Below are 12,520 nucleotides of genomic sequence, written 5' to 3'. Positions count from 1 at the left end.
TTATCCACTCTATTTGCCAATACAAAACGAAGAGAAGATGCGTCCAAGGAGATCATCAGAGCTGAACTCGCCGGTGATCTCATTTAAGTGCTGCTGAGCAATGCGTAACTCTTCGGCAAGAATCTCACCGGCCATGTAGCCTTCGAGTTGCTGTTGACCAATCGCTAAGTGTTCTGCGGCACGCTCTAACGCATCAAGATGGCGACGACGCGCCATAAAACCGCCCTCTTGATTACCGGTAAAGCCCATGCACTCTTTCAAATGCGTGCGTAGCGCTTCGACGCCTTGGCCGGTTTTGGCGGAAAGACGAATCAAAGTTGGTTGGCTAGCGTGACAGACACCCAGTGTTTCACCGGTTTGATCAACTTTATTACGGATCACCGTCATCCCCATTTGATCGGGTAGACGGTCAACAAAGTCCGGCCAAATATCCTTTGGATCGGTTGCTTCAGTCGTCGTGCCATCGACCATAAATAAAACGCGGTCAGCTTGTTTGATCTCTTCCCACGCACGCTCGATACCAATTTTTTCTACTTCATCAGAGGCATCACGTAAACCTGCGGTATCAATGATGTGCAGCGGCATACCATCAATATGAATGTGTTCACGCAATACATCACGCGTGGTACCAGCAATGTCGGTCACAATCGCCGAGTCTTTACCCGATAACGCATTTAACAGGCTCGATTTACCGGCATTAGGGCGACCGGCTATCACTACCTTCATCCCTTCACGCATAATCGCACCTTGGTTGGCTTCTTGACGAACCGCAGCCAGATTATCAATGATGGCTTGTAAATCAGCAGAAACTTTACCATCCGCCAGAAAATCAATTTCTTCTTCCGGGAAATCAATCGCCGCTTCAACGTAAATACGCAAATGTATCAGTGATTCAACTAGGGTATTAATTCGTTTAGAAAATTGTCCTTGCAGCGACTGAAGGGCGGATTTTGCCGCCTGTTCTGAGCTGGCGTCAATTAAGTCCGCAATCGCTTCCGCTTGGGTTAAATCTAACTTATCGTTCAAAAACGCTCGCTCAGAAAACTCGCCAGGGCGCGCTGGACGAAGACCAGGAATCGCTAAGATACGCTTGATCAACATGTCCATTACCACGGGGCCGCCATGACCTTGTAGCTCAAGGACATCTTCACCGGTAAAGGAGTGAGGATTTGGGAAATACAGCGCGATGCCTTGGTCTAGTTCAGCGCCATCAGCATCTTTGAAAGACAAATACTGCGCATAACGAGGCTTAAGGTCCATTCCGGTTACTTGCTTGGCCACGAAAGCGGCTTGTGGGCCAGAAACACGAATGATGCCAACGCCGCCTCGCCCAGGAGCGGTAGCTTGCGCGACAATGGTATCGGTGGTCATACTATTACCTACTTAACGATCGATGAGTGATTATTGTAATCAGCAGCGAACAAAAAGGCGACCAAAAGGTCGCCTTCATTAACTCAATCGCCTATTACTTAGAGTGCAAACCGCGCTTCTCTAGTGAACGGTAAATCAACGTTTGTTGAATTAACGTTACGATGTTCGATACCAACCAGTAAAGCACTAAGCCTGATGGGAAGAACAGGAAGAAGAAGGTAAACATCACCGGCATGAAGGTCATGATCTTCTGCTGCATAGGGTCAGTAATGGTATTCGGACTCATTTTCTGAATCAGGAACATACTGGCACCCATCAGCAATGGCAAGATGTAGTATGGGTCTTGCGCTGATAAATCATGAATCCAACCAAAGAATGGTGAATGACGCAGTTCAACTGATTCCATCAATGCCCAGTATAAAGCAATGAAGATCGGCATCTGTAGCAAGATAGGTAGACAGCCACCCAGAGGGTTCACTTTCTCTTTCTTGTACAATTCCATCATTTCTTGGCTCATACGCTGACGATCATCGCCAATACGCTCACGCATAGCTTGTAGCTTAGGCTGTAGCATACGCATTTTGGCCATTGACGTGTATTGCGCTTTGGTCAGTGGGTACATGGCACCACGAACGATAAAGGTCAAACAGATAATCGCCACACCCCAGTTGCCGACAAAGCTCTGAATAAATGACAGCAAAGTATGCAGCGGCTTAGCAATAAACCATAACCAACCGTAGTCGACCACCAAGTCTAGATTAGGAGCGGTAGCGGCCATGTCATTTTGCAATTTAGGGCCAACCCATAAGGTCGCCGTAAACTGAGTCGCATCACCATCAGCAATAGTTTTGTTTGGCATGCGCACACCAATATCACCAACGTTACCAATCACACGAGAATACAGATTGGTACCAGGTTCATTGCGAGGAATCCATGCGCTAGCAAAGTAATGCTGGATCATCGCTGCCCACCCCTGACCATTCGGTAAAGGTAGTGACAAGTTACGATCTTGCATATCTTTGAAGCTGAATTTTTTATAACGTGTATCTTCGGTAGAGTAAGCGCCACCACGATAAGTCGGCATCGCTAAACTGCCGCCTGAATCAAGTAAGGTTTGACGCAAATGCGCATACATACCTAACGTCGCGTTATTACCAGAACGGTTGATCACATCAAACGTAACATCAACGGCATAATCACCACGTCTAACAATGAAGGTTTTCACGTACTCAATGCCATTCGCTTGATAGGTCATCGGAATACGCAGTTCCTGCTCACCATCCGCTAACACAAAATGATCACCATCAACGTGATAAACCGGACGATGATTGCTACTCAAATCGATACCTTGCGGACCAATCAAACCACTTTGAGCGATAAACAAGTGATTAGGGTCATTTCTTAACAAAGTAAATGGCGTCGATGAATTAAGTTCATCAGCGTACTGATTGAGCAAAGCATGAATAATATCCCCACCAACGGTATCAATTGACAGAGTCAAAACATCCGTGGTGACCGTCACGGTTTGTGCAGCAGCACGATGTTGCTCAGGAGCAGGATCAAATTCATCTGCAAATGAAGGTGCTGGGGCCGTGGTGCTGGTTTGAGCCTGCTCAATCACTTGTGGGGCTGGGTTCTTTGCTGCTTGCCATTGCTGGAAAAGTAAAAAAGAAACAAGCGCCAAAGCAATTAACAGGATATTACGTTGAGAATCCATCGTTATTTGTCTCTGTCTGGTTTTTTGACTGGTGGAATGGGGTCATATCCCCCTTCGTTCAAAGGGTGGCATTTTAATAGACGTTTGCCAGATAACCAACACCCTTTTATAAAACCGTGAGCTCTCAATGCTTCTATCGCATAATTTGAGCAAGTCGGCGTAAACCGGCAACGAGGGCCGATAAGCGGACTGATGATCCATTGGTAAAGTTTAACTAAACCAATAGTCAACCACGTGAAGGGCGAGATAGGCGATGCCATAACTTGTCGAATAAAGTAAACAGTTCTTCATTGCTTAAATCTTGCGCGGTTTTCTTCGCGATCACAACAAAATCTTTGTTAGCAAGTTTATGTTGATGGAGACGAAAACTTTCACGAGCAATACGTTTAAAGCGATTACGACCCACAGCCGTTTTAATTTGCTTCTTTGGGACAGCTAATCCTAAACGAGGATGAGAAAGGTTATTATCGCGAGCAATGATGGTAAAGTGAGGAGAGCCAGCACGATGCGCTTGCTGGAAGACTTTTTGATAATGCTCGGGAGTTAACAGACGTAACTCCCGATTGAACGCGTACGTATTCAAAATAATTCAGTGATTATTTTGACAGGCGCTTACGGCCTTTTGCACGACGTGCATTGATTACTTTACGACCGTTCGCAGTCGCCATGCGTGCACGGAAACCGTGGCTACGCTTGCGCTTTAGAACTGAAGGTTGAAAAGTGCGTTTAGACATTATTATTACCTTTACTGATCAGTAGTGTTAGGTTCTTAAGTTAACCCGGCGTGGGATATGTGTCTTCGTAAAGACGCCGACGCCTCTCAACAAAGAGGCGGAATTGTAATCACAGTCACAAAAAGTGTCAATGACTTGGGGTGGCGAAGTGTTACTCATTTTTCAATAAGCCATTTACCTCCCCATTCTTTCCGGTCGGGCGATTATACGGAGTATCAATGAAATCTCAAGGATCCTCGCTCGATCTTCACGCTTTTTTACTTAATCTGGCTTTTTCCACAGACTCAACGACGGATCAATATCTCATCTGATGCACATCTTATACCGAGTTAACCATAGCTTATCGGCGATTAATACAAAATAAGATAGTAAAAATCACTATTGGGGATAACTTAGCAAGATCTTAGTATATGTGGATCATAATGGGGGTAATTAGCTTGATCCCTGTGAGGATCTTCGTAAATATCCCCTGAACCTTGTGTATAACTTCGATCTTATTCAAGAATTTATCGATCAATCACTGGCGATCTAAGTTATCAACAGGTAGAATCACCTTCTTTATTAGCCATTAATTTTAGAGTGAGGGAACCGTGTCATCTTCGCTTTGGTTGCAGTGTTTGCAACAGCTTCAAGAAGAGCTACCAGCCACAGAATTCAGTATGTGGGTTCGTCCGTTACAAGCGGAGCTCAATGACAATACTCTCACTTTGTTCGCCCCAAACCGCTTTGTGCTCGATTGGGTACGTGATAAATACATAAACAATATCAACAGGTTACTTAGAGAACATTGCGGGCACAATGCGCCCAGTTTACGGTTTGAAGTCGGCAGTCGACGAGTAATTGCGTCCGCTCCATCCGCCCCCATCCGAACCGCAGCGGATGTTGCTGCCGAATCCTCTGCCCCAGCGCAATTAGCTCAGCGCCGACCGGTTCATAAAACATGGGATGACGATTCTGCCGCTAGCGATATCAATCATCGCTCTAATGTAAACCCTAAGCATAAGTTTAATAATTTTGTTGAAGGTAAATCGAACCAACTCGGTCTTGCCGCCGCGCGTCAAGTGGCCGATAACCCAGGTGCAGCTTATAACCCATTGTTTTTATATGGGGGAACCGGCTTAGGTAAAACTCACCTATTGCACGCGGTGGGTAATGCGATTGTCGATAACAAACCCAATGCGAAAGTGGTCTACATGCACTCTGAGCGTTTTGTGCAAGATATGGTTAAAGCGCTGCAAAATAACGCGATTGAAGAATTTAAACGTTATTATCGTAGCGTCGATGCTTTATTGATCGATGACATTCAATTTTTCGCCAACAAAGAACGTTCTCAAGAAGAGTTTTTCCACACCTTCAACGCATTACTTGAAGGGAATCAACAGATCATTTTAACATCGGATCGTTATCCCAAAGAGATCAACGGGGTAGAAGATCGTCTGAAGTCTCGTTTCGGGTGGGGATTAACCGTTGCGATTGAGCCTCCGGAATTGGAAACACGCGTAGCCATATTAATGACCAAAGCGGAAGATCATCAAATTCATCTTCCTGATGAAGTGGCATTCTTTATTGCTAAACGCTTACGTTCTAATGTGCGTGAATTGGAAGGAGCACTTAACCGAGTGATCGCCAATGCCAATTTTACCGGTCGACCGATCACGATTGATTTTGTTCGTGAAGCACTCCGCGATCTGCTTGCTTTACAAGAGAAGCTGGTCACGATTGATAACATTCAAAAAACCGTTGCTGAATACTACAAAATCAAAGTTGCTGATTTGTTATCTAAACGCCGCTCTCGTTCGGTGGCTCGTCCTCGCCAGCTAGCCATGGCGCTTTCGAAAGAGTTGACCAACCATAGCCTACCAGAAATTGGCGATGCATTTGGTGGTAGAGACCATACTACGGTGCTGCATGCTTGCCGAAAAATCGAACAATTGCGTGAAGAAAGTCACGACATAAAAGAAGATTATTCCAATTTAATTCGTACCCTTTCTTCATAAGTTTTTACGCTATATTGAACGCTTATTAGGTACCGTTTTATTCCATATTGTTAGGTTAAGATCTCACTATGAAATTTACCATTGAACGTAGTCACTTTATTAAACCCCTGCAACAGGTCTCCGGTACATTAGGTGGGCGAGCTGCGTTACCCATTCTAAGTCATTTATTATTAAAGATTGAAGATAACCAACTCTCGATCACCGCAACCGACTTAGAAGTGGAATTGATCAGTCGAGTTACCCTGGAAGGGGACTTTGAAGCAGGCAGTATTACCGTTCCAGCGCGTAAATTTTTGGATATCTGTCGAGGTTTACCAGACAGTGCGGTGATCACCGTGCTGCTTGAAGGAGACCGCATTTCGATTCGCTCAGGTCGCAGCCGTTTTTCACTGGCAACCTTACCAGCCAATGACTTCCCAAATATTGAAGATTGGCAGAGCGATATCGATATTACTGTCACTCAAGCCGAATTACGGGGTCTGATTGAGAAAACTCAGTTTTCTATGGCTAACCAAGATGTGCGTTATTATCTGAATGGAATGATGTTTGAAATCGATGCGTCGACCTTACGTGCCGTAGCAACAGATGGCCATCGTATGGCTGTCGCTCAAACGACCGTCTCTCAAGCGTTGGCAAACAAACAAATTATCGTTCCCCGTAAAGGCATTTTAGAGCTCGTAAAACTACTTGATGCACCAGAACAACCGGTTGTGTTGCAAATTGGTGCGTCAAATCTACGTGCAGAAGTCAACCAATTTGTCTTTACATCTAAGCTCGTTGACGGCCGTTTCCCTGATTATCGCCGAGTTTTACCGCAAAATACTAATAAGACACTAATCACTGGCTGCGATGAATTACGCCAAGCTTTCTCGCGCGCGGCGATTTTATCTAATGAAAAGTTTCGTGGCGTGCGCGTCAACCTTGCTGAAGGAACGATGCGCATTACCGCCAATAACCCAGAGCAAGAAGAAGCCGAAGAGATGCTCGATGTGAGCTTTACTGGTGAGGCAATTGAGATTGGTTTTAACGTCAGTTACGTGATTGATGTGCTCAATACCTTGCGCTGTGACCAAGTCCGCATCTCAATGTCAGATGCGAATGCCAGTGCATTAATCGAAAACGTTGAGAACGACAGTGCCATGTATGTGGTGATGCCAATCCGTCTTTAATTGACAGATAAAGAACATAGCATGCCATTAACGCGCTTAGTCGTTCAGCAGTTTCGTAACATTAAAGCCTGTGATATGACCCTGTCATCAGGCTTTAATTTTCTTATTGGTCCAAATGGCAGCGGTAAAACCAGTGTACTAGAAGCTATCTATTTATTGGGTCATGGCCGCTCATTTAAGAGCTCATTAACTGGCAGAGTGATCCAAAATGAGTGCTCAGAACTGTTTGTTCATGGCCGTTTTTTGAACTCGGATCAATTTGAGCTACCGATTGGCATTAATAAGCAGCGAGATGGCTCAACAGAGGTTAAAATAGGCGGTCAATCAGGACAAAAGTTAGCTCAGCTGGCGCAAGTCCTACCATTGCAGTTAATTCATCCTGAAGGATTTGAACTACTAACCGATGGACCGAAACAGCGTCGAGCCTTTATTGATTGGGGGGTTTTTCATTCTCAACCGGCTTTTTTTGATGCTTGGGGACGATTTAAACGCTTAAATAAACAGCGTAATGCGTTGCTTAAAACCGCCAAAAGCTATCGCGAGATCAGCTACTGGGATCAAGAATTAGCTCAGCTTGCCGAGCAAATAGATCAATGGCGTCAGATCTATGTCGAGCACATGAAAAAAGTCGCCGAAGCATTGTGCCAAAGCTTCTTACCCGAATTTTCGATCAGCTTAACATACTATCGAGGTTGGGATAAACAAACGCCTTATAAAGAGATATTGCAAAACAACTTTGCCCGTGACCAATTGTTGGGTTACACCTTCAGCGGTCCAAACAAAGCGGATTTGAAAATAAAAGTGAATGGAACACCTGTAGAAGATGTTCTATCACGCGGCCAGCTTAAGTTGATGGTCTGCGCCCTGCGCGTAGCACAAGGTCAACATTTAACCGAGCTGACCGGGAAGCAATGCATTTATCTGATTGATGATTTTGCTTCCGAACTCGATAGCCAACGTCGTCAGCGTCTAGCAGACTGCTTAAAAGCGACGGGGGCTCAAGTTTTTGTAAGTTCTATTACTGAAAGCCAAGTCACCGACATGATCGAGCCGAATAGCAAGATGTTTCATGTCGAACATGGCACAATAGAGCAAGGATAACTACTGAGAGAGTCACTCATGTCGAATAATTACGATTCATCGAGTATTAAGGTACTGAAGGGTCTAGACGCGGTACGTAAGCGTCCAGGAATGTACATCGGCGACACCGATGATGGCACCGGTCTTCACCACATGGTTTTTGAGGTGGTGGATAACTCAATAGATGAAGCGTTAGCGGGTCACTGTAAAGATATCGTCGTGACAATTCATGAAGATAATTCGGTATCGGTCAGCGATGATGGCCGTGGTATCCCAACGGAATTACATACCGAAGAAAACGTCTCTGCTGCAGAAGTTATCATGACCGTATTGCACGCTGGGGGTAAGTTTGATGATAACTCCTACAAAGTATCCGGTGGCTTGCACGGCGTTGGGGTTTCTGTCGTCAACGCGTTATCTGAAAAAGTCGTGTTAACCATTTATCGTGGTGGCAAAGTTCACACTCAAACCTATCGTCATGGCGTACCTCAAGCACCCTTAGCGGTGGTTGGTGATACCGAACGTACTGGTACTACACTGCGCTTTTGGCCGAGTGCCGAGACGTTTACCAACATTGAATTCCATTATGAAATTCTAGCTAAACGCCTGCGTGAGCTGTCTTTTTTAAACTCAGGTGTCTCGATTCGTCTACAAGATGAGCGTGAAGCGGATAAACACGATCACTTTATGTATGAAGGGGGAATTCGAGCGTTCGTTACCCACCTCAATCGCAATAAAACGCCTATTCATGACAAAGTATTCCACTTCAATCATGACCGTGAAGATGGCACCAGCGTTGAAGTCGCTATGCAATGGAATGATGGTTTCCAAGAAAACATCTACTGCTTTACCAATAATATCCCACAGCGTGATGGCGGGACTCACTTAGCCGGATTCCGTGCTGCACTGACTCGAACGCTTAACACCTATATGGAAAAAGAAGGCTACAGCAAAAAAGCCAAAACCGCGACCTCTGGTGATGATGCTCGTGAAGGCTTAACAGCGGTCGTTTCTGTTAAAGTTCCCGATCCTAAGTTCTCCAGCCAAACCAAAGACAAATTGGTCTCTTCTGAAGTGAAGGCAGCGGTTGAATCAGCGATGGGTGAAAAGCTCAATGAGTTTTTAGCAGAGCATCCTTCTGAAGCGAAAATGGTGTGCAGTAAAATTATTGATGCCGCTCGAGCTCGCGAAGCGGCACGTAAAGCGCGTGAAATGACGCGTCGTAAAGGCGCACTCGACCTTGCAGGCTTGCCAGGCAAACTTGCTGATTGCCAAGAGAAAGATCCAGCACTGTCTGAACTGTATATTGTCGAGGGAGATTCAGCGGGCGGCTCTGCAAAGCAGGGACGCAACCGTAAGAATCAAGCCATTTTGCCGCTCAAAGGTAAAATCCTTAACGTAGAAAAAGCGCGTTTTGATAAAATGCTCTCGTCACAAGAGGTGGCGACGCTGATCACCGCACTGGGCTGTGGTATTGGCCGCGATGAATACAACCCAGACAAACTGCGTTATCATAATATCATCATCATGACCGATGCTGACGTCGATGGTTCGCACATCCGAACACTATTATTGACCTTCTTCTATCGTCAAATGCCAGAATTGATCGAACGTGGCTACATCTATATTGCTCAGCCACCGCTGTATAAAGTCAAAAAAGGCAAACAAGAGCAGTACATCAAAGATGAAGATGCCATGACGCAATATCAAATTGCTTTAGCGCTCGATAATGCCTCTTTGCATGTGAATGCCGATGCGCCAGCGTTAGCGGGTGAACCACTCGAGAAACTGGTGCTGCAATACAATGCAGCGATGAAATTAGTGGAAAGAATGAGCCGCCGTTATCCACTGGCGATGCTCAATGAATTTACCTATATGCCACGTTTAACCGAGCAACAATGCCAAGATAGCAGTGCGGTAGAAGCATGGACCGAACGTTTGGTCACTCAATTGAACGCCAAAGAAGTCGGTGCAAGTCAGTATCACTTTGCGATTGAGCATAATCCAGAGCTCGGTGTTTATTCACCGAAAATTATCGTCCGTACCCATGGAGTTACGTACGATTACCTACTCAGTGTTGATTTACTTAATTCTAAAGAATACAACCGATTAGCGGATCTTTTTGACTCGCTCGATGGGCTTCTAGAAGAGGGGGCATACATTCAACGTGGCGAGCGTACCCAAGTGGTTTCCAGTTTCACCGCCGCCCTTGACTGGCTCATTAAAGAATCACGTCGTGGTTTAGCAATCCAACGTTATAAAGGTTTGGGAGAAATGAACCCAGATCAACTTTGGGAAACCACCATGGATCCTGAGTCACGTCGCATGATGCAAGTCACCATTGAAGATGCCGTCGGTGCTGATGAACTATTTACCACATTGATGGGCGATCAAGTAGAACCTCGTCGGGCCTTTATTGAGAACAACGCATTAAGAGTAGCAAACTTAGATGTGTAGTTTTTCATAACATCGTGTTCTCTCACGCAGTGCTTCGGCACTGCGTTTTTGTTTATATAAACAGCGAAAATAACCATTTTATTCTCTTATTTCGATAAAACTGGCCTTTAGTCCTAGTATCAATCTTACCCTTACCATTTTCTGTCCTTTAATGACTAAAAACGCCATTTTCTCTGGTCGAGCGCTTTTGCTTTCTTTTTTTAACTCGCTATAGTCAACAGACTTCATGATATAGCCCAATCGTCACTAGCCGTGACAGGGAATCACATAACGTTTGTAGGAGGAATAGTGATGGCATTTCTGGTTTAGACCGAGAGCAAACTTGCTCTCGGGAGACACTTAACGGCTGTCTTGTTATCAGGAGTGAGGAGAAATCACTATGCTTTACCGCTTTTATCGATCATGGCTACAAACGCTACGCATGTGGTGGCTAACCAGTGGGTTTATCACCTACCAATCCCCTTTGCTCCTCATTCAATTGTTCGAGCGACAAGAGCAGCAAAATACCCCGCATTGCCCTCAAGCCACCAGCATTCGCTTAGGTGATACCGTACACCTATTGGATGTAGCCACCAACAGTCCTTTTAAAATCAAGCTGGTTGCAGATCATCGTTGTGATCATACCGTGGGCTATATTGCGGTCGATTCCTACTTAGGAGCCGCACTGTTTGGCCGAACTGAGCAAGAAGTGATTAGTCTGCTACTGCTCGGCCAACGACACTCTTTTGTTATCACCCAAGTTACCCGTCAGTCATACCAACCTCGACGTACATCTGTACCATGTGGTTGTTTACTTTGTCAGTAAATGAAGGAGATCTCACTCATGAGTAAAAAAGACCTGAAGAAACCTCAATTAAGCTTAAAGGAAAAGCGTAAATTGAAACAAGAAAAAGCCTCAGAAAACGGAGTAGAAAAAGCACGTAAAAGTCGCGCCAAGTAACGTTTTCTTAGCTAATCGATTCTCCCTGAGCCTAATCATCCGATTAGGCTTTTTTTTAAAAAAAATCGATACGCGACTCTTGAAAGTCCAACGACTGACCTTATATAAAGTAGTGAAGAGGATGCCGCAAGGGCCTCAACTTGGATTGGCGTTACGCTCACTGAGGTAAGCCCGTCCATCAACATTAATCTTGATGAGCTTAGTTGTTAACAATAAGCCTCATCCTTAACGAAACTCGTTAAGACTATTGCTTACTAAGAGGATAGCATTATGAGAACTGTCGATTTTACTCCTTTATACCGCAACGCGATTGGCTTTGACCGTCTATTAAATATGATGGAAGCAAACAGTAACAAAAATACTCAAGGGGGTTATCCTCCTTACAATATCGAGCAACAAGAAGACAATAAATACCGTATCACAATGGCGGTTGCTGGCTTTGCCGAGCAAGAACTCGATATTACTCAACAAGAAAATACCTTAATTGTTCGCGGTGAGCGTCAGCAAGAAGACAACCGCAACTATATCTATCAAGGTATTGCTGAACGTAATTTTGAACGTAAATTCCAATTAGCGGACTACGTAAAAGTGATGGGAGCAGGGCTTGAAAACGGTTTATTGCATATCGACTTAGAACGAGAAATACCACAAGCTATGCAACCGCGTAAGATTGCCATTAATCAGCATCATCTATTAGAAAATCAGTAATCCCTACTCTCAGAAACAACAAAAAAGCGGCTTCGGCCGCTTTTTTACGTTTTTCACTCTTCATACCCATCACTTTTTATCCCTATTCACTTGGTTGACTCTCCGAACACTTGTGGATAAGCATGTCTTTATACGGTGATTAACCTATAGTTATTCTTTTTAAACTGAAGATCTTTTTTATGCCTGTGCATAAAACCTTTTTTTGATCCCAGCTAATACGCGATTTGATCAGTGTCTGAACACATGATCTGATCGCTAACATGATCATGATCTTGTTGATCATTTCCCGCTTATCCACAGAGATCATCTTGCGTAATAATAGATCTAATAAAAGATCTCTCTATAGA

General features: G+C 44.7%; 11 protein-coding genes. 6 read left to right on the top strand and 5 right to left on the bottom strand.

Features of this window, described 5'->3' with window-relative positions; translation table 11 throughout:
- Positions 1-9 precede the first annotated feature (9 nt).
- From mnmE to rpmH, 5 genes are all read right to left on the bottom strand, one after another.
- On the bottom strand, positions 10-1,371 hold the full coding sequence (gene mnmE, locus CAG60_RS12055) for a tRNA uridine-5-carboxymethylaminomethyl(34) synthesis GTPase MnmE (RefSeq protein ID WP_161426102.1): 1,362 nt from the start codon (positions 1,369-1,371) through the stop codon (positions 10-12).
- A 94-nt stretch (positions 1,372-1,465) separates the two neighbouring features.
- Positions 1,466-3,088 (bottom strand): membrane protein insertase YidC, encoded by a 1,623-nt coding sequence (yidC, locus tag CAG60_RS12050; RefSeq protein ID WP_161426103.1) that lies wholly within the window; start codon positions 3,086-3,088, stop codon positions 1,466-1,468.
- Between the two features lie 2 nt (positions 3,089-3,090).
- On the bottom strand, positions 3,091-3,348 hold the full coding sequence (gene yidD / locus CAG60_RS12045) for a membrane protein insertion efficiency factor YidD (RefSeq protein WP_072670255.1): 258 nt from the start codon (positions 3,346-3,348) through the stop codon (positions 3,091-3,093).
- The gene (gene rnpA, locus CAG60_RS12040; RefSeq protein WP_233268204.1) at positions 3,315-3,638 is read right to left on the bottom strand and encodes a ribonuclease P protein component; all 324 of its coding nucleotides are present in this window, start codon (positions 3,636-3,638) and stop codon (positions 3,315-3,317) included. The genes yidD and rnpA overlap by 34 nt, the downstream gene beginning before the upstream one ends.
- A 46-nt stretch (positions 3,639-3,684) precedes the next feature.
- A complete protein-coding gene (rpmH, locus tag CAG60_RS12035; protein WP_004397549.1) occupies positions 3,685-3,822 on the bottom strand; it encodes a 50S ribosomal protein L34 in 138 nt (45 codons plus the stop codon).
- Positions 3,823-4,412: 590 nt separating this feature from the next.
- Between rpmH and dnaA the strand changes: the two genes are divergently transcribed.
- The 6 genes from dnaA to CAG60_RS12005 all read left to right on the top strand — a co-directional run bounded on the left by dnaA (position 4,413) and on the right by CAG60_RS12005 (position 12,173).
- Positions 4,413-5,819, top strand: coding sequence for a chromosomal replication initiator protein DnaA (dnaA, locus tag CAG60_RS12030; RefSeq protein WP_161425218.1), 1,407 nt, complete (start codon positions 4,413-4,415; stop codon positions 5,817-5,819).
- A gap of 68 nt (positions 5,820-5,887) precedes the next feature.
- Complete coding sequence (gene dnaN / locus CAG60_RS12025) at positions 5,888-6,988, top strand: DNA polymerase III subunit beta (RefSeq protein ID WP_161439018.1); 1,101 nt, start codon at positions 5,888-5,890, stop codon at positions 6,986-6,988.
- 21 nt (positions 6,989-7,009) lie between these two features.
- Entirely contained in the window at positions 7,010-8,089 is a 1,080-nt protein-coding gene (gene recF / locus CAG60_RS12020; RefSeq protein ID WP_004397546.1) for a DNA replication/repair protein RecF, read from the top strand.
- Positions 8,090-8,107: 18 nt separating this feature from the next.
- Positions 8,108-10,525, top strand: a complete 2,418-nt coding sequence (gyrB, locus tag CAG60_RS12015) for a DNA topoisomerase (ATP-hydrolyzing) subunit B (RefSeq protein ID WP_154169693.1) — start codon at positions 8,108-8,110, stop codon at positions 10,523-10,525.
- 379 nt (positions 10,526-10,904) lie between these two features.
- Positions 10,905-11,330 carry a GreA/GreB family elongation factor gene (locus tag CAG60_RS12010; protein WP_161425216.1) on the top strand — a complete coding sequence of 142 codons (426 nt, stop codon included), beginning with the start codon at positions 10,905-10,907 and terminating at the stop codon, positions 11,328-11,330.
- Between the two features lie 405 nt (positions 11,331-11,735).
- Positions 11,736-12,173, top strand: a complete 438-nt coding sequence (locus CAG60_RS12005) for an Hsp20 family protein (protein WP_154169699.1) — start codon at positions 11,736-11,738, stop codon at positions 12,171-12,173.
- Positions 12,174-12,520 lie beyond the last annotated feature (347 nt).

The organism is Vibrio sp. V33_P6A3T137 (assembly GCF_009904835.1).
GTDB lineage: Bacteria > Pseudomonadota > Gammaproteobacteria > Enterobacterales > Vibrionaceae > Vibrio > Vibrio metschnikovii.
This window is presented reverse-complemented; position numbering and strand designations above follow the sequence as displayed.

Excerpts from the sequence above, each read along its gene's own strand:
- recF (WP_004397546.1), top strand. The coding sequence starts at position 7,010 with ATGCCATTAACGCGCTTAGTCGTTCAGCAGTTTCGTAACATTAAAGCC.
- yidC (WP_161426103.1), bottom strand. The coding sequence starts at position 3,088 with ATGGATTCTCAACGTAATATCCTGTTAATTGCTTTGGCGCTTGTTTCT.
- CAG60_RS12005 (WP_154169699.1), top strand. The coding sequence starts at position 11,736 with ATGAGAACTGTCGATTTTACTCCTTTATACCGCAACGCGATTGGCTTT.
- CAG60_RS12010 (WP_161425216.1), top strand. The coding sequence starts at position 10,905 with ATGCTTTACCGCTTTTATCGATCATGGCTACAAACGCTACGCATGTGG.
- mnmE (WP_161426102.1), bottom strand. The coding sequence starts at position 1,371 with ATGACCACCGATACCATTGTCGCGCAAGCTACCGCTCCTGGGCGAGGC.
- rpmH (WP_004397549.1), bottom strand. The coding sequence starts at position 3,822 with ATGTCTAAACGCACTTTTCAACCTTCAGTTCTAAAGCGCAAGCGTAGC.
- yidD (WP_072670255.1), bottom strand. The coding sequence starts at position 3,348 with ATGGCATCGCCTATCTCGCCCTTCACGTGGTTGACTATTGGTTTAGTT.
- dnaN (WP_161439018.1), top strand. The coding sequence starts at position 5,888 with ATGAAATTTACCATTGAACGTAGTCACTTTATTAAACCCCTGCAACAG.
- gyrB (WP_154169693.1), top strand. The coding sequence starts at position 8,108 with ATGTCGAATAATTACGATTCATCGAGTATTAAGGTACTGAAGGGTCTA.